We start from the raw sequence: 16,796 nt of genomic DNA on the forward strand, positions 1-16,796 counted from the left end.
TTATGCCCACTAAATAACATAAGCTCGGGGTTGTTGACTAGCTGCGGCGAAGCTCGGCGGCGATTTCGATATGCGGTGACCAGCGGAACTGGTCGATGACGTGAAGACGCGACAAGTTGTAGCCGCCGCTCGTCAATATTGCCGCATCCTTGGCGAAATTCACCGGATCACAGGCGACGAAAGCGATTTTCGGCACCCCCGATGCGGCGATTTCACGCGCCTGTACCTCGGCCCCGCTGCGCGGCGGGTCGATCACGATTGCGTCAAAGCGGGCCAGTTCATCCGCCAGCAGCGGACGGCGGGCAAGGTCGCGAATCTCTGTCGTGACCTGCTGAAGCCCCTGGGCATCGCGCCAGGCCGCGTCCAGCGCCTCCAGCGGTGCGGCCAGGCCTTCCACCGCATGGACTTGCGCCATTGCGGCGAGGGGCAGGGTGAAGGTGCCGCAACCGGCAAAGAGATCGGCGATCCGTTTCGCACCCCGCGTCATTTCCTGCACCGCGGTCAGAAGGGTGGCTTCGCCTTCGGCGGTCGCCTGCAGAAACGCTGCGGGCGGAGGCACGACCCGCGCGGACCCCATCGGCAATGCGGGCATGCGGCGGGTGATGGCTTCACCATCCCAGTCAAGCCTCGCCAGATCGCCCTCACCGGCAAGCGCCGCCAATGCCCGGAACAGTTCGGCATCCATTGGCTTGCCCCCGCGCACCGACAGGTCCAGACCGGCGGGGCCATGGATGACGGTCAGGGTCAGCTCGGCCGACCGGGATGCACCGGCGATAACGATCTGCCGGAACAGGGGCAGGGCCGCCATGATCGCTGGATGCAGCACGTGACAATCCTGCAGGTCGGTGATCACCTCAGAGGCGCGGGCGTGAAAGCCGACCAGCGCCCCTTTCTTCACCCGCCGCCCCGACAGGACCGCCCGGCGGCGTGATCGCGGCGGCGACACATGCATCCCCGCCACTGGCGCCTGCAGCCCATGCGCGGCCAGCGCGGCCTCCACCACCTGCGCTTTCCAGGCGGTGGTGAACCCATCCGAGGCATGCATCAATGAGCAGCCTCCGCAGGCGCGGTAATGCTTGCAGACCGGCTTTACCCGGTCGGGCGAAGGCGTCACGATCCGCGGAGAGGCGATGCGGCCATCCCGCGCCTCGCCCTCGATCTCTTCGCCGGGCAGGGTCAGGGGGGCGAGGGCGCGTCCATCCGCACCGGCCGCCACGCCATCGCCGCGCCGCCCGAGCCGCTCGATCCGCCAGAGGCTCATTCGGCCGCCTCTTCGGTGCCCAGGAAGCCGCCCGATTGCCGGTTCCAATAGCGCGCGTAGAGCCCGGCCTTCGCCAGCAATTGCCCATGCGTGCCCTGTTCGACGATCCGGCCTGCATCCATGACGATGATCCGGTCAAGCTGGGCGATGGTCGACAGGCGGTGCGCAATGGCCAGCACGGTCTTGCCCTTCATCGCGCGGGAAAGCGCGTCCTGCACCTGCGCCTCGACCTCGCTGTCCAGCGCGCTGGTTGCCTCGTCCAGCACAAGGATCGGGGCGTCCTTCACGAAAGCCCGCGCCAGTGCAATCCGCTGGCGTTGACCGCCAGACAGCTTGACGCCGCGTTCTCCCAGATGCGCCTCGTATCCCTTGCGCCCGGCGTGATCCTGAAGCCCGAGGATGAAATCATGCGCCTCGGCGGATTTGGCCGCGGCCTCGATATCCTCTTGCGTGGCGTCGGGACGGCCATACAGGATATTGTCGCGGGCCGAACGATTGAACATCGCGGTTTCCTGCGTGACCATGCCGATCTGGCGGCGCAGGCTTTCCTGGGTCACCTTGCGGATGTCGCGGCCATCGATGCGGATCGCACCGCCCTCGACATCGTAAAGCCGCAGCAGCAGGGCAACCAGCGTCGATTTCCCCGCGCCCGAGGCCCCGACAATGCCGATCTTCTCGCCGGGCCGGATATGCAGCGCGACATCCTGCAACCCGCCCAGGTCACGGCCATAGGCAAAGCTGATATCGTCGAACTCGATCCGGCCCGCCACGCGTTCCAGGTCCTCGGCATCGGGGGCATCGGTCAGCGCATGGGGCGGCGACAGGGTGCGCATGCCGTCCTCGACCTCGCCGATGCTGCCCCACATGCCCATCAGCGCCATGCTGACCCATCCGGTCATCTGGCTCAGCCGCATAGAGATGGCCCCCGAGGCGGCGATATCGCCGGGCGTGGCCAGCCCCTCGCGCCACAGCATGATCGAGCCGCCGACAAGGATTACCGGCAACAGCCCCGCGATGAACATCAGCGACAGCCGAAAGCTGCTGCTGACCACGCCGAAATCCAGTGCCCGTTCGCGGAACCCGGCCATGGCGCCAAGCGCGGCGCGGTCCTCGTGCTCGGCATGGGCGAACAGCTTGACCGTCTTGATATTGGTGATCGTATCGACGACCTGTCCGGTCACCATGGCGCGGGCCGAGGCGCGGGCGCTGGAGCGTGACCGGATCCTGGGCAGGAAAAAGCGGATCAGTCCCAGATAGGCCCCCAGCCAGACGATCAGCGCCACCGCGCCCCAGCCATCGACCGAGACCAGGAAGGCCGCAGAGCCCAGCACCGAGGCAAGCGCGAAGGCCACCACATTGACCATCTCGGTCGCCACATCGGTCACGGCGCGGGCGGTCTGCATCTGCTTTTGCGCCAGCCGCCCGGCGAAATCATTGTCAAAGAAGGTGACCGAATGCCCCATGGTCCAGCGATGCAGCCGCGACAACACCAGCGGCAGGACATTTGGCCCGACGATCACGCTGGAGGTGGCCGAGGAGATCCCGAAGATCACCGGGCGCAAGAGCAGGAAGAATCCGACGAAGGCGGCGATCAGCAAGCCATTCTGGCTCCACAGGCTGTCGGGGCTGCCGATGGCAACCGCGTCGACCACCGCGCCCAGCAGCACCGCCGCCATCACATCGGCCACCCCGCCAAGGGCCGAGGCAACGGCGGCCAGCGACAGGCCGCCCCATGCGCCCGAAAGGCACCAGCGGGCAAAGGCCAGCAAACTGTCCGGAGGGGGGCCATCCGCCGGGCGGAATGCGTCGATCAACTGTCCAAGGCGGCGGTGCAGGGTCATTCTTCCTCTCCCGCTTGCAGGGCGGCTTCGATCAGCGACGGGGTGGACAGGGTGAAATCGCTTTCGATCCACAGGGCCTCGGCGGCTTTCAGCCCGCGTCCGACCGCCGGTCCGGTCAATGGCGGTATCAGGTTCCGGGCCGAGATCGGCAATCTCGACTCGGCAGCTTGCACGACCTGTTGCCGCCAGTCTGGTGGCAATGCCATTCCCCGGCTACCTGCTAACAGGGCGTAATCCGTGCCCGCCTTGATCCCGAACCGATAACCGGCCTCGTTCAGCGACCATTTCGCGGCCATGGCCTCGGCCAGCGCGGCTTGCGCGCGGGCCTCGTCCCGCGACAGGCGCAAGGCATCGGCGCAATCCCTGCCGCCGCTCAGCGCGGCCAGACGCCGGGGCCATGCGGGGGGGAAGTCCTCGCGTGCCTCGAAGCCCACAAGTTCGGCCAGGGCACCAGTTTCCGTATCGGGCAAAAGCCGATCCAATATCCCGGTTTCAGCCATCAGCAGGATCGAGGCCACCGGATCGTCCGCCGCCAGAAGCTTCTTCATCTCGCTGCCGATCCGCTCGCGGGCGATCTGCTCCAACCCTTCCTTCAAGGCCGCGCAGGCCGCGACCGCGCCCGGATCCGCCTCGCGCCCATACCAGGCATGGAAGCGGAAGAAACGCAGGATACGCAGGTAATCCTCGCGAATGCGTTGCTCGGGATCGCCGACGAAGCGCAGCCGGCGCGCCTCCAGATCGGGCAGACCGCCGACCGGATCGATCACTATGCCGCTGCGATCGGCATAAAGCGCGTTCATGGTGAAATCGCGGCGATGCGCATCCTTGTCGAGATTGTCCGAAAAGGCCACCACGGCGCGGCGGCCATCGGTTTCCACGTCGCGGCGGAATGTCGTGACCTCGAAGCCGCGCCCGTCCGAGACCACGGTGACGGTGCCATGCTCGATCCCTGTCGGCACCGGCTTCAAACCTGCCGACAGGGCCAGCCGCTGGACCTCCTCGGGCCGGGCATCGGTGGCGATATCGATATCCTCGACCGGTTGCCCCAGCAGAGCATTGCGCACCGCGCCCCCGACCAGATAGGCGCGGTTGCCCTGCGCCTCGACGGCATCCAGCACCGCGGTCAATGCCGGATCGTCCAGCATATCGGGCGGTAGCCGGGTCATGCCTGCAACCTTCTGGCCAGCCCGAGCAGGATCCGCGCCGTCGCACCCCACAGGTAATATGGCCCATGCGGCGCGGCGTGATAGCTGCGCCAGCCGCCACGCCAGCGCCTTTGCTCGATACGGTAGCGCGTGGGATCGGAGATATGGGCGAAGGGCAGGGTAAAGACCTCGTCCACCTCGCCGGGTTCGGCGACAGGGGTAAAGCCGCCGCGGATGATGCCCAGCACCGGGGTGACGGCAAAGCCGGTCACCGTGCGATGCGGGGGCAGGGTGCCGATCAGATCGACCTGTGCCGGGTCCAGCCCCACCTCTTCGCGCGCCTCGCGCAGGGCGGCGGCGATCTCGTCGGCATCGCCGGGATCGAGCTTGCCGCCGGGCAGGGCGATCTGGCCGGGATGATGCCGCAGCCCCGAGGCGCGCTTGGTCAGCACCAGCCGTCCGTCATCCTCGTGAAAGGCCGCCAGCACCCCGGCGGGCCGCAGGGGTGTGTCGGGGGGCGCGAGATCGTTCAGTTCATAATCCGAACTGGGCTCTGCCTTGACCGCCAGAGCCGCGCGGAGACGTGTTTCGGACCATTCCAGTATCACTCGGCCGCCCTGCCTTTCTCGCCGTCCAGGCTTTCGCCACCCGGATTTTCGCCGTCGAGCGGCAGGCCATCGGCATCGAGCGTGGCCTCGAATCCAAGACTGTCGGGATCGAACTCGTAATGCGCGCCGCAGAACTGGCAATCGGCGGTCACGATTCCCTCGTCGGTGGTCATATGCGAGATGTCCTTGGCCGAATAGATCGATAGCGTGTCGCGCACCCGGTCCGAGGTGCAGGAACAGCCGAACTCGACCCGCTGAGCGTCGAACACACGGGGATCCTCTTCGTGAAAGAGCCGCAGGAGCAGGTCGGTGGGACCAATGGAGGGACCGATCAATTCCAGCGACTCGACCGTGTCCAGCAGCAGGTTGGCACGGTTCCAATCCTCCGATTCGGCACCCTGCAGGATATCCGATGCCTCGATCAGCCCATCTTCCCGGCTGTTGTCATCGCCCGGCTCCATCGGCTGTCCCGGCAGGGTTTGCAGCATCACGCCCCCGGCCCGCCAATGCTCCGATTCGCCCGAAAGCTGCGAGCGGCCATGGGCCAATGAGAAGCGCGACGGCAATTGCTCGGATTGGGCGAAATAGGTCTGCGCGCAGGCCGACAGCGATCCTCCGGCCAGGGGCGTGATGCCCTGGTAGGGCTGCATATCCGCACCCTGATGGATGAGAATGGCGAAATAGCCCTCGCCGATCTGCTCGAACGGGGGGCGGTCATTGTCCAGCCGATCCGCGTCGAAACTGGCCCATGCGCGAATCCGGGCGGGTTCGTCGTCAGCTTCCGGTGCGAAGTAATCTGCGGCGATGGTCCTGACCGCGCCACTGCCGCGAACCTGCAGGCTCAGTTTCCAGCGCAGCTTGATGGTGGGGCCGATCAGCGCCGCGAGCAAGGCCAGGTCGGCCACCAGCGCGCTCACGGCGGCAGGATAGTTGTGGCGTGACAGGATATGGTCCAGCACCCCGTCCAGCCGCGCGACCCGGCCGCGGATATCCGAACGGTCGAGTTGAAAGGGCAGGACCGTGTCGTCCCAGGCAATCTGGTTGATCTTGTTCATGACGGATCCTTGAAATAGCGTCAGGCCCGCAATCGCGGGCCGGGTCGCCCCCAATATAGAGGTTTCACGGACGATCCCAAGGGGGCAGAGACATGCTTTCCCCTGCCAGAGCTTCGCGCTAGGGATGGGCCGAGTTGCGAGGAGCCCCCATGATCCCCCGTTTCGGTATCGCGCCAGAACCCGCCCGCAGATATCGGCGCCGCCCCGGTGCCTATGCGATCCTGCTGCGCGAGGGGCGGGTGCTGCTGACGCATCAAGCCGAGCCCGAGCCGGAATTCCAGCTGCCCGGCGGAGGGATCGACCCGGGTGAAGGGCCCATCGCCGCGCTGCACCGGGAGGTCATGGAGGAAACCGGCTGGACGATCTCGACACCCCGCCGGATCGGCGCGTATCGGCGCTTCTGCTATATGCCGGAATACGATCTTCATGCCGAAAAGCTGTGCTCGGTCTGGCTCGCCCGTCCGGTGATGCGTCTCGCCCCGCCGCTCGAGCCCGGACACGAGGCGCATTGGGTGCCCCTGGACCGGGCATCGGCGCTGTTGCCCGATCCCGGTTCGAGGGCGGCGCTCGGGCTGGTACTGGCGCGCGCCGACCGCAGTTACCGCAATTGCCGTTGAATCTGCAAGGCCCGCAACTGGACTGCGGCAGGGATTACCAGACATCTTCGACCCCGTCCTGATCGGATTGTGACCTTGTCCCTGCCGGGCGGGCCGAGGGAGGCGGACCGAATTCGACCAGCACCGCCGAGCGGTCGTCCCGGATCCTGTCGGCGCCGTCTCTGTCAAGCGCCAGGAGCATTGCTTCCAGGAATGCGTGGCCGTGAAGCCCCGAATGTGCCGTCAGCAGATCTTCGAGCCGGCTCTGCATCCTGTAGCCGCCGCCCGGGTCGTTCGATTCCGTGATCCCGTCCGAGGCAATCAGCATCCTTTCACCCGGCCGCATGGTCAATTCGAACTCGTCGAATATCGGCTCGGGAAACAATCCGACCGGCATGCCGCCCTTGCCAAGCTGGCGCAGGCTGCCATGGGCGGTCTGCAGAACCGGGTGCGGATGACCTGCCTGCACCATCCTGACATGGCCATTGGCATGATCGAGATCGGCATAGATCAGGGTAAGGTAGCTGTCGAAACCCCTCTCTTCCAGCAAGAGACGGTTCAGCCTGTGTGCCAGCGCCGCCGGTGTCAGAGGATCGCCGCCATCCCGTGTCGGGCGCAGCACCTCGTTCAGATCGGGATTTTCCGAAAGATGCGCCGATAGTCTCGCCGCCACCAGCGCGGCGGCGACACCGTGACCGGCGATGTCCAGGGCAAAGATGCCGATCCGGTGATCATCGATCGAAAAGCATCCCACAAGATCGCCGCCAACCGCCCGCGCCGGATGCAACAGCAGCGATATCGCCGCCTTGCCGAATTGCCCCGCATGCCCGCGCATCATTGCCTGTTGCAGCCTGCCCGCGTCGCGCAGGTCGCGTTCGGCGCTGGCCCGCATCTCTTGCAGTTGCTGCAACAGATTGTGCAGTCGGGTGTTTTCCTGTCGCAGAGCGTCTCCGATCCGCAGGTTTCGCGAACCGATCAGCAAGCGGGCCTGCAATTCCGGGCCCTTCACCGGCGTGGTCAGGAAATCGTTCATTCCCGCGTCGAGACCGGTCGCGATCTCCGCCGCGCCCTGATGATGGGCCAGGAGGATGACATGCCCATCTCCGCCCTGGTCGATATTGCGGAATGCGCGGCAGAACTCGACGCCCGACATGTCGGGCATCGACCAATCGGCAATGATGAAATCCGGTTTCCGCCGTTGGCAGATGGCAAGGGCTTCGACGGCTGAACCCGTCGCTTCAACATCATATCCCGCCCGTGCCAGATCCCGGCACTGTTCGGCCAGATCGCCGATAATCAGCACCTGCGATGCCCGCCGTCCGGGGTGGCGGCCTGTGGTGGTGGGTGGCAGGGGGCGGTCGGCACGGGTCATGACCGGGATCTAATCCCGTCCGCGTAAACGGGGGATGAAGCCAAATCACCAGAATCGTTATAGTTTTACTGGTGTCGCAACGATCCGTTCGGGTCCCTACACGAGAAGTTCGGACAATATCTCATCGCCGGTAATGTCGCGATAGGCGAAGCCGGACTGGTCGAGCCGCTCGGCAAGCCGGGTCAGGCTGGCCGGATCCGTCGTCTCGATCCCGATCAGGACCGAACCGAAATTCCGTGCCGATTTCTTGAGATATTCAAAGCGCGAAATATCGTCATCCGGCCCCAGGAGCTGCAGGAAATCGCGCAGGGCTCCGGGGCGCTGCGGCATCCTGAGAACGAAGTATTTCTTGACCCCGGCAAAGCGTTGGGCACGCTCCTTGACTTCGGGAAGGCGCTCGAAATCGAAATTCCCGCCCGAGCAGACACAGACCACCGTCTTGCCGGTCAGATCACCCAGATCGGGCAACACATCGATGGCCAGCGCCCCGGCGGGCTCGAGCACGATGCCCTCGGTGTTCAGCATCTCCAGCATGGTGCGGCAGATCCGGTCCTCGGGCGCGAGATGAACGTCCGAGACCTCGAAACGCGACAGGTTCTCGAAGGGCAGGGCGCCGATCCGGGCGACGGCGGCGCCGTCCACGAAACTGTCGATGGCGGGCAGCGCTACGGGGGCTCCGGCCTGCAACGCGGCCTGGAGGCTTGCGCCGCCCAGGGGTTCGGCGAAGGCGAAGAGGCTCTCGGATGCAGTCTCGCGCAGGTAGCGGGTCACGCCCGCCGACAACCCGCCGCCACCGACCGGCAGAACCACCAGGTCGGGCGACTGGCCCAGTTGCTCCAGCATTTCCAGCCCGACCGTCGCCTGCCCCTCGATGATGTCCGGGGCGTCGAAGGGTGACAGAAATTGCGCCTCCTGCTCACGGGCGAAGGCTTGCGAGGCGGCCAGCGTCTGGTCGAAATAATCGCCGGTCAGGACGATCTCGACGGCGTCGCCTCCGAAGATCTGGGTCTTGTCGATCTTCTGCTTGGGCGTCGTGACCGGCATGAAGATCGTTCCCTTCGCGCCGAAATGACGGCAGGCGAAGGCGACGCCCTGCGCATGGTTCCCGGCGCTCGCGCAGACGAAATGCGCATTGCTGCCGGGCTTGCTGCCGACCAGCTTGCGCATCGCGTTGAAGGCGCCGCGCAGCTTGTAGCTGCGGACGGGCGTCAGATCCTCGCGCTTGAGCCAGATATCGGCGCCGTATTTCGCCGACAGATGGTCATTGCGTTGCAGCGGTGTAGGCTCGAACAGGTCGCGAAGCGCGGCCTCGGCCTGACGGACGGAGGCGACAAAGTTTTCCATCCCCGCCCCATGCCGCGAAAGCGTGGAATTGGCAAGGGTCAGTGCAATTCGCGCCCTTCGACGAAATGCCCCCAGAGGGTGGTCAGAATGGACAGGTTCAGCAGGACGGGAAACCAGTTCGAAACGATGTAATACAGAACGGGCAGGCCGGACAGTGCGGCGAGAGTATGCGCGATATATCCTATCACGCTGACGATGGCTGCGACTGAAAAAAGCAGCCAATAATGTCCCGTGAGGCTGGCCTTGCCCTTTTCGAAGGCGCTTTCCTCTCCGAGTGCGATACCCGGCAGACCCGCGGACCAGCGCAGGATGACGGGTTCTACCAGAAGTATCGGAGCAGTGATCACCAGTAATATGATCATGCCAACGATCAGAACACTTCGTGTCAGATAGCTGCGGGTTTCACGGCTAAGTGCGGGGATTGCCGGAGGTTCCTCCCCCCGCAGGATAAACCGGTGAAAGGATACGGCCAGCCAGATCGCAAGAAAGAAAAAGATCAGCAGCAATAGAACTTCCCGTCCGGCGGTTTCGGGAGGATACTGATCGCTGAAATTGCGTAACAATAACCGCCGCTCCCCTGCATTGAACAACCCGTAGATCGCCAACACATGCAGCCCCACCGGTGCCCATGAAAGCCGCAACATGGCTGGGACATTGCAGATGATCTGCCGGATCGAGTGGATAACGATTCGGAACGCAAGCATGACACCCCGGCCAGAAGATAATTCTTTCTGTCGAGCCTGCCTTGAGATGACTAACAAATCCCTCTATTCCGTGAGCAAAATCGCTAAAGGTTTAGACACATGTCCGACGCGCCGAAGAAAGTTGTCCTCGCCTATTCGGGTGGGCTCGATACCTCGATCATCCTGAAATGGCTCCAGACCGAATATGGCTGCGAGGTCATCACCTTCACCGCCGATCTGGGGCAGGGAGAGGAACTCGACCCCGCCCGCAAGAAGGCCGAGATGCTGGGCATCAGGCCCGAGAACATCCATATCGAGGATCTGCGCGAGGAATTCGTGCGCGATTTCGTCTTCCCGATGTTCCGCGCCAATGCGGTCTACGAGGGCTGCTACCTGCTGGGCACCTCGATCGCGCGGCCTCTGATCTCCAAGCGGCTGGTCGAGATCGCGCAGGAACACGGCGCCGACGCCATCGCCCATGGCGCGACCGGCAAGGGCAACGACCAGGTGCGCTTCGAGATCGCCGCCTATGCGCTGGATCCCTCGATCAAGGTCATCGCGCCGTGGCGGGAATGGGACCTGACCTCGCGCACCAGGCTGCTGGAATTCGCCGAGGCGAACCAGATCCCGATCGCCAAGGACAAGCGCGGCGAGGCGCCGTTCAGCGTCGATGCGAACCTGCTGCATACCTCCTCGGAAGGGAAGGTGCTGGAGGATCCGGGCGAAGAGGCCCCCGATTACGTCTACCAGCGCACGGTTCACCCCGAGGACGCACCCGATCAGCCGGAATTCATCGAGATTGCCTTCGAGAAGGGCGATCCGGTCGCGATCAATGGCGAGGCGATGTCCCCGGCCACGGTGCTGACCGCGCTGAACGAATACGGGCGCAAGCATGGCATCGGCCGGCTCGACCTGGTCGAGAACCGTTTCGTCGGAATGAAGTCGCGCGGCGTCTACGAGACCCCCGGCGGGACCATCCTGCTGGAAGCCCATCGCGGCATCGAGCAGATCACCTTGGATCGCGGTGCGGGGCATCTGAAGGACCAGATCATGCCGCAATATGCCGAGCTGATCTATAACGGTTTCTGGTTCTCGCCTGAGCGCGAGATGCTACAGGCGCTGATCGACAAGTCGCAGGAACATGTCACCGGGACGGTGCGACTCAAGCTCTACAAGGGGCTTGCCCGGACGGTCGCCCGCCATTCGGAGCATTCGCTTTACTCCGAGGCGCATGTGACCTTCGAGGATGACGCCGGCGCCTATGACCAGAAGGACGCGGCGGGCTTCATTCGCCTGAACGCGCTGCGCCTGAAACTGATCGGCAACCGCAACGCCCGTATCAAGCCATGAGTGAACAGCGCCTGACCGCCCGCATCGCCATCGTTACCGTCAGCGACCGCGCGTCGCGGGGCGAATACGAGGACAAGGGCGGTCCGGGTGCCGAGGAATGGCTGCGGGGCGTCGTGACCTCGCCGGTTCAGATCGACCGACACATCATCCCCGACGGCCGCGATATCGTGGCCGCCAAGCTGCGCGAACTGGCCGATGGCGGTGCCGACCTGATCCTGGTGACCGGCGGCACCGGCCCCGCCCCGCGCGACCTGACCCCCGAGGCGGTGTCCGACGTCGCAGAAAAGGAACTGCCGGGCTTCGGCGAGGAAATGCGCCGCGCCTCGCTGACCGAAGTACCCACCGCGATCCTGTCGCGCCAGACGGCGGTGATCCGCGGCGCCTCCCTGATCATCACGATTCCCGGCAAGCCCTCGGCCATCGCCACCTGCCTCAATGCGGTTTTCGCCGCCGTGCCCTATTGCCTCGACCTGATCGGTGCCGCACGGATCGAAACGGACCCGGCTCGGATCGAGGCGTTCCGCCCCAAGGGCAAGTGAGCCGCGCAACCGATCTGCCGAATGGATATTTGGATGAAGAAGAAGGATTAAGCCATTCTTCTTCACTTAAATATCCAAAAAAAGTTCAGCCGCCAAACAGGCGTAGCGCCAGCGGCGCGATGATGGCGGTCAGGACCGCGTTCAACCCCATTCCTATGCCCGAGAAGGCCCCGGCGGTCTCATTGACCTGGAATGCGCGCGCGGTGCCGATGCCATGGGCGGCAACTCCGACGGAAAAACCACGCGCCCGCCAGTCTCGGATGTTCAGGGCGTTGAGCAGCGGCGTGACGATGATGGCGCCGAATATGCCGGTCAGCAGCACCAGTGCCGCAGTCAGGGTGGGCTGGCCGCCGATACGCTCGGCGATGCCGATGGCGACCGGGGCGGTGGTGGATTTCGGGGCCAGCGATGCGAGAACCGGGCCGCTGATGCCGAAGGCGCGGGCGATGAGAAGGGCCGAGACGACCGCGGTTACCGAACCCGCGATCAATGCCGCCAGCATCGGCAGGGCGGCCTTCCTGACGCGGGGAAGGTTGTCGTAAAGCGGCAAGGCCAGCGCGACGGTCGCCGGGCCGAGCATGAAATGGACGAACTGGGCACCCTCGAAATAGGTCGCGTAATCGGTGCCGGTCAGCCATAGCAGCAGCGCCAGCAGGATTACCGCGATCAGCACCGGGTTCGCCCAGCTTTGCCGCCCCGTGGTCCGGAAACAGGCATCCCCCGCCAGATAGGCGACCAGGGTCGCCGTCAGCCACAAGAGCGGCCCCTGCGCCAAGTAGGACCATATCAGAAGCGGATCACGCATCATTCGGACCTTTCTGTGCCTCGGGATCGGTCGAGCCGGTCCAGCGTGCCACCGCCGCGAAGACCCATGCCCCGACCGCGATTGCCAGCACCGTCGAGCCGATCAGCGCCAATGCCAGTGCCATGCCGTCTTCGCGCAGCAGATCCCCATGCGCCACGATGCCCACCCCGGCGGGCACGAAGAACAGCGACAGGTGCTGCAGCAGCCCAAGCGTCGTGCCCCGGATATGGGCGGCGACCGAGGGGCGCAGGATGCAGGTCAGGACCAGCAGGATCAGCCCCACGACCGGCCCCGGCAGGGGCAGGGCAAGCGCGCGCGAGGCGATCTCGCCAATCAGTTGGAAAGACAGGATGATGGCGAGCGTGCTGATCATGGCTGCAGGCTAGTCGAGCGGTCCGGACTGTGCCAGACGGGATTGCACCGGAAATCGGGATATAGTTTCGCGCGCCAGCGGTGACGCGCATCTTGTGGATAACCCGGCAAATTTATCCATATATTGGGCTCCCTGTTGACTTGTAGCGGTCTCGCGGCAACAATCCCCTATAATTCTGATTCTGGAAAGGCCGACCCTTGCGCTTCGACCGCCTTCGTCTCAACGGCTTCAAGAGCTTCGTGGACCCGACCGACCTGGTCATCCGCGAAGGGTTGACCGGTGTCGTCGGTCCAAATGGCTGCGGCAAGTCGAACCTGCTGGAGGCGTTGCGTTGGGTCATGGGCGAGAACCGCCCGACCGCGATGCGCGGCGAGGGGATGGAAGATGTAATCTTTGCCGGCACCTCGCGCCGCTCGGCCAAGGGCCATGCCGAGGTCACGTTGACTCTCGACAATCGCGACCGGCTGGCGCCGGCGGGATTCAATGACGAGGATCATTTCGACATCGTTCGCCGGATCACCCGCGATGCCGGTTCCGCCTACAAGATCGCAGGCAAGGATGTGCGGGCGCGCGATGTGCAGATGCTGTTCGCCGATGCCTCGACCGGCGCGCATTCCCCGGCGCTGGTGCGGCAGGGGCAGATCAGCGAACTGATCAACGCCAAGCCCAAAAGCCGCCGCCGGATCCTGGAAGAGGCGGCGGGGATCTCGGGGCTCTACCAGCGCCGGCACGAGGCCGAGTTGAAGCTGAACGGGGCCGAGAACAACCTGACCCGCGTGGATGACACGCTGGATCAGTTGTCCACGCAGGCGGCCAGCCTTGCCCGGCAGGCGCGGGCGGCGGCGAAATATCGCGAGATCGGGGCGGGTTTGCGGCTGGCCGAGGGACTGCTGCTCTATCGCCGCTGGTCCGAGGCGGAAGAGGCGCGGATGGCGGCGACCGAGACTTTGGCGGCGGCGGTCAAGGCCGCGGGTGAGGCCGAGGCGGCGTCGCGCCAGGCCGCCGAGCGGCGGGAGGCCGCGGATGAGGCGCTGCCTCCCCTGCGCGAGGAGGAACAGGTGGCGGCGGCGATTCTGTCGCGCCTGACCGTGGAGCGCGAGGCGCTGGACGAGGCCGAGGCGCGGGCCGCCGAGCAGGTTTCGGCGCTGGTCGCCCGAATCACGCAGCTCGACCGGGATATCGAACGCGAGGACGCACTGAACCGCGACGCGGGCGAGGTGGTGGAACGCCTGGACTGGGAACGGACCGAGCTGGAGAAATCCGGGCAGGGCCATGACGAGCGCGTGGACGCGGCGGCCGCTGCCGCGGATGAAGCCGCCGAGGCGCTGCGCGAGGTCGAGGCACGGCTGGCCGAACTGACCGACGAATCGGCACGGCTTGCCGCCCGCCATCAATCCGCCGAACGACTGGCCTCGGATCTGCGCGACATGCTGGCGCGTGCCGAACGCGCCGCCGCCGAGGCCGACGAGAATGCCAAGCGCGCCGCCGAGGCCGGGACCGCCGCCGAGGAGGCATTGCGGGCCGCCGAAGAGGCGCAAGATGCCGCGCGCGACCGGGCCGAGGCTGCCGAGGAGGCGTTGGGCAACGCGGAAGCTATTCGCGCCGAGGCCGAGGCAGCCGAAGCTTCGGCCCGCGCCGCCCGGTCGGAGGCCGAGGGCGAGGCGGGGGCGTTGACTGCCGAGATGGCGGCGCTCAAGCGATTGGTCGAACGCGGGCAATCGGACGGCAAGGCGATCCTCGACCGGGTGCAGGTTGCCAAGGGATACGAGGTCGCCTTCGGTGCCGCCTTGGGCGATGATCTGCGGGCCGGGCTGGCCGAGGACGGGGAGACGGGGTGGCACGATCTGCCCGGTTGGGATTCGCCGCAGCCCTTGCCCGAAGGGGCGGCGGCGCTGGCCCAGCATGTCACCGGACCCGAAGCCTTGGCGCGGCGGCTCTCGCAAGTCGGGCTGATCCCGGATGCAGAAACCGGGGCTGCGCTGCAGGCGGGGCTGCTGCCCGGCCAGCGGCTGGTGACACCCGAGGGCGATCTGTTCCGGTGGGACGGGATGCGGGTGATGGCGGGCGAGGCGTCTTCCTCGGCTGCGCTGCATCTGCAAAAGGTCAACCAACTCAACGAGATCACCGCGCAAGTTGAAGAGGCGCAGGCACGCGCGGATGCGGCGGCTGACGCCCATGACGAGGCCAGGTCGCGGCTGAACGATGCCTCGATGCAGGAGAAATCCGCCCGTGACGGACGGCGCGAGGCAGAGCGGCTCTTGTCGGATGCGGCGCGGGGCGCGACTCGCGCGGAATCCGATCTGGCGATGGCGAACAGCCGTGTGGAATCGGCGCGGGGAGAGTTGACCCGGCACCGGGCAGATGCTTCGGATGCCCGAACCCGGCTGGCCCAGGCCGAGCGGGCGCTGGCCGATCTGCCTGATCGCGGCGATGCGGCGCAGGCGGTCGAGAACGCCCGCACCGGGGTCGAGGCGGCGCGGATTGCCACCATGACCCGCCGCGCCGCGCTGGATGAATTGCGCCGCGAGGGGAACGCCCGGCAGAAACGCCTGCAGGAAATCGCCAAGGAGGAATCGGGCTGGAAGCTGCGGCTTCAGCAGGCTGGTACGCGGGCCGCTGAACTGGCCAGCCGCCGCGAGGCCGCCGCCGGGGAATTGCAGCAGGCCGAGGCGCAACCCGCTGTTCTGGCCGAGAAACGCGACAGTCTCAGCGAACGCGAGGCGCAGGCCGAGGACCGGCTTTCCCGTGCCCGCGAAGCACTGTCGGCGGCCGATGACGCGGCCCGCGCCGCCGCCCATGCCGAGCGCGATGCCGAGCGCATGGCCTCGGAGGCGCGCGAGACGAGGGCCGCGCGCGAGGCCCGGGCGGAGGCGGCGCGGGACAGCGAGGCCGTGGCCCGGGCGCGGATTTTCGAGGAAACCGAATCGACGCCGCAGGCGCTGTGCGACAGCCTGGAAGATGCCGATACCGAGACCCCCGCTGCCGCGCTGGAGGATCGGATCGCGCGGCTGCGAGCGCAGCGCGACGCCTTGGGCGCGGTCAATCTGCGCGCCGATGAGGACAAGCGCGAGCTGGAGGAAGAGCGCGACCGGCTGGCTGCCGAGAAGGCGGATCTGGAAGAAGCGATCCGCAAGCTGCGCGCCGGGATCGGCAGCCTGAACCGCGAGGGGCGCGAGCGGCTGCTGGCGGCATTCGATACGGTAAACGGCAATTTCTCGACATTGTTCACCACCTTGTTCGGGGGTGGCGAGGCGCGCCTGGTGCTGGTCGAATCCGACGATCCGCTGGAGGCCGGGCTGGAAATCATGTGCCAGCCTCCGGGCAAGAAACTGTCCACGCTCAGCCTGCTGTCCGGGGGCGAACAGACACTGACGGCGCTTGCGCTGATCTTCGCGGTGTTCCTGGCCAATCCCGCGCCGATCTGCGTGCTGGACGAGGTGGACGCGCCGCTGGACGATGCCAATGTCAGCCGCTTCTGCGACCTGCTGGACGAGATGACGCGGCGCACCGACACGCGCTTCCTGATCATCACCCACCACGCGGTCACCATGGCGCGGATGGACCGCCTGTTCGGCGTGACCATGGTCGAGCAGGGGGTCAGCCAGTTGGTCAGCGTCGATCTGCAACGCGCCGAAGCCCTGGTCGCCTAGGGACCCGCGCGGCCACGCCGGGACTTACCCCGCAAATGCCGGGAAGGCGGTTGCGCGAACCACATATGGCTTGCGGTGGCGAAACCTGGCGGCGAAGTGCCTCCTTTGAAGGTTCCGGTCTTTTCATTCGCTGCCGATCCGCACTAGTCTGCGCCCCGATCCCGCAAGAGGAGT

The 16,796-nt window shown here is 65.9% G+C and carries 14 protein-coding genes; 4 read left to right on the forward strand and 10 right to left on the reverse strand.

The annotated features are described in order from the left end of the window. Window positions 1-37: 37 nt before the first annotated feature. Genes A7A09_RS04250 through hslO form a run of 5 tightly spaced genes read right to left on the reverse strand, consistent with a single transcriptional unit; the run spans window position 38 to window position 5,910 of the window. Complete coding sequence (locus A7A09_RS04250; protein ID WP_106690227.1) at window positions 38-1,261, reverse strand: class I SAM-dependent RNA methyltransferase; 1,224 nt, start codon at window positions 1,259-1,261, stop codon at window positions 38-40. Then, window positions 1,258-3,102: an ABC transporter ATP-binding protein gene (locus A7A09_RS04255; RefSeq protein ID WP_106690228.1), complete on the reverse strand. Its 1,845-nt coding sequence runs from the start codon at window positions 3,100-3,102 to the stop codon at window positions 1,258-1,260. Before A7A09_RS04255 ends, A7A09_RS04250 begins: the two co-directional genes overlap by 4 nt. Next, the gene (locus A7A09_RS04260) at window positions 3,099-4,268 is read right to left on the reverse strand and encodes a CCA tRNA nucleotidyltransferase (RefSeq protein WP_106690229.1); all 1,170 of its coding nucleotides are present in this window, start codon (window positions 4,266-4,268) and stop codon (window positions 3,099-3,101) included. Before A7A09_RS04260 ends, A7A09_RS04255 begins: the two co-directional genes overlap by 4 nt. Beyond that, a complete protein-coding gene (locus A7A09_RS04265) occupies window positions 4,265-4,855 on the reverse strand; it encodes an NUDIX hydrolase (protein ID WP_245999130.1) in 591 nt (196 codons plus the stop codon). The genes A7A09_RS04260 and A7A09_RS04265 overlap by 4 nt, the downstream gene beginning before the upstream one ends. Beyond that, window positions 4,852-5,910, reverse strand: coding sequence for an Hsp33 family molecular chaperone HslO (hslO, locus tag A7A09_RS04270; protein WP_106690230.1), 1,059 nt, complete (start codon window positions 5,908-5,910; stop codon window positions 4,852-4,854). The genes A7A09_RS04265 and hslO overlap by 4 nt, the downstream gene beginning before the upstream one ends. Before the next feature lie 149 nt (window positions 5,911-6,059). Here hslO and A7A09_RS04275 point away from each other — a divergent pair, with 149 nt between their 5' ends. Next, on the forward strand, window positions 6,060-6,527 hold the full coding sequence (locus A7A09_RS04275) for an NUDIX domain-containing protein (protein ID WP_106690231.1): 468 nt from the start codon (window positions 6,060-6,062) through the stop codon (window positions 6,525-6,527). A 34-nt stretch (window positions 6,528-6,561) separates the two neighbouring features. Here A7A09_RS04275 and A7A09_RS04280 read toward each other — a convergent pair whose 3' ends face one another. From A7A09_RS04280 to A7A09_RS04290, 3 genes are all read right to left on the reverse strand, one after another. Then, window positions 6,562-7,878, reverse strand: coding sequence for a PP2C family protein-serine/threonine phosphatase (locus A7A09_RS04280; RefSeq protein ID WP_106690232.1), 1,317 nt, complete (start codon window positions 7,876-7,878; stop codon window positions 6,562-6,564). 96 nt (window positions 7,879-7,974) lie between these two features. Continuing rightward, window positions 7,975-9,222 carry a threonine ammonia-lyase IlvA gene (ilvA, locus tag A7A09_RS04285; protein WP_106690233.1) on the reverse strand — a complete coding sequence of 416 codons (1,248 nt, stop codon included), beginning with the start codon at window positions 9,220-9,222 and terminating at the stop codon, window positions 7,975-7,977. 38 nt (window positions 9,223-9,260) lie between these two features. Next, window positions 9,261-9,926, reverse strand: coding sequence for a hypothetical protein (locus A7A09_RS04290; protein WP_106690234.1), 666 nt, complete (start codon window positions 9,924-9,926; stop codon window positions 9,261-9,263). Between the two features lie 99 nt (window positions 9,927-10,025). On the opposite strand from A7A09_RS04290, the gene A7A09_RS04295 reads away from it, so the two are divergent. Next, window positions 10,026-11,255, forward strand: coding sequence for an argininosuccinate synthase (locus tag A7A09_RS04295; protein ID WP_106690235.1), 1,230 nt, complete (start codon window positions 10,026-10,028; stop codon window positions 11,253-11,255). Then, window positions 11,252-11,794 (forward strand): molybdopterin adenylyltransferase, encoded by a 543-nt coding sequence (mog, locus tag A7A09_RS04300; protein ID WP_106690236.1) that lies wholly within the window; start codon window positions 11,252-11,254, stop codon window positions 11,792-11,794. The genes A7A09_RS04295 and mog overlap by 4 nt, the downstream gene beginning before the upstream one ends. Before the next feature lie 85 nt (window positions 11,795-11,879). On the opposite strand, the gene A7A09_RS04305 is transcribed toward mog, so the two are convergent. Next, window positions 11,880-12,599: an LrgB family protein gene (locus A7A09_RS04305; protein WP_106690442.1), complete on the reverse strand. Its 720-nt coding sequence runs from the start codon at window positions 12,597-12,599 to the stop codon at window positions 11,880-11,882. Continuing rightward, window positions 12,592-12,972: a CidA/LrgA family protein gene (locus A7A09_RS04310; protein ID WP_106690237.1), complete on the reverse strand. Its 381-nt coding sequence runs from the start codon at window positions 12,970-12,972 to the stop codon at window positions 12,592-12,594. Before A7A09_RS04310 ends, A7A09_RS04305 begins: the two co-directional genes overlap by 8 nt. A 197-nt stretch (window positions 12,973-13,169) precedes the next feature. Here A7A09_RS04310 and A7A09_RS04315 point away from each other — a divergent pair, with 197 nt between their 5' ends. Beyond that, window positions 13,170-16,622 (forward strand): chromosome segregation SMC family protein, encoded by a 3,453-nt coding sequence (locus A7A09_RS04315; RefSeq protein ID WP_106690238.1) that lies wholly within the window; start codon window positions 13,170-13,172, stop codon window positions 16,620-16,622. The last annotated feature ends 174 nt before the right edge of the window (window positions 16,623-16,796 follow it).

The sequence above is a fragment of the Paracoccus methylarcula genome (genome assembly GCF_003007735.2).
Lineage (GTDB): Bacteria > Pseudomonadota > Alphaproteobacteria > Rhodobacterales > Rhodobacteraceae > Paracoccus > Paracoccus methylarcula.

Coding starts and splice junctions, on each gene's coding strand:
- A7A09_RS04275 (WP_106690231.1), top strand. CDS start 6,060: ATGATCCCCCGTTTCGGTATCGCGCCAGAACCCGCCCGCAGATATCGG.
- A7A09_RS04260 (WP_106690229.1), bottom strand. CDS start 4,268: ATGACCCGGCTACCGCCCGATATGCTGGACGATCCGGCATTGACCGCG.
- A7A09_RS04305 (WP_106690442.1), bottom strand. CDS start 12,599: ATGCGTGATCCGCTTCTGATATGGTCCTACTTGGCGCAGGGGCCGCTC.
- A7A09_RS04255 (WP_106690228.1), bottom strand. CDS start 3,102: ATGACCCTGCACCGCCGCCTTGGACAGTTGATCGACGCATTCCGCCCG.
- A7A09_RS04310 (WP_106690237.1), bottom strand. CDS start 12,972: ATGATCAGCACGCTCGCCATCATCCTGTCTTTCCAACTGATTGGCGAG.
- hslO (WP_106690230.1), bottom strand. CDS start 5,910: ATGAACAAGATCAACCAGATTGCCTGGGACGACACGGTCCTGCCCTTT.
- A7A09_RS04290 (WP_106690234.1), bottom strand. CDS start 9,926: ATGCTTGCGTTCCGAATCGTTATCCACTCGATCCGGCAGATCATCTGC.
- ilvA (WP_106690233.1), bottom strand. CDS start 9,222: ATGGAAAACTTTGTCGCCTCCGTCCGTCAGGCCGAGGCCGCGCTTCGC.
- A7A09_RS04280 (WP_106690232.1), bottom strand. CDS start 7,878: ATGACCCGTGCCGACCGCCCCCTGCCACCCACCACCACAGGCCGCCAC.
- A7A09_RS04295 (WP_106690235.1), top strand. CDS start 10,026: ATGTCCGACGCGCCGAAGAAAGTTGTCCTCGCCTATTCGGGTGGGCTC.
- A7A09_RS04250 (WP_106690227.1), bottom strand. CDS start 1,261: ATGAGCCTCTGGCGGATCGAGCGGCTCGGGCGGCGCGGCGATGGCGTG.
- mog (WP_106690236.1), top strand. CDS start 11,252: ATGAGTGAACAGCGCCTGACCGCCCGCATCGCCATCGTTACCGTCAGC.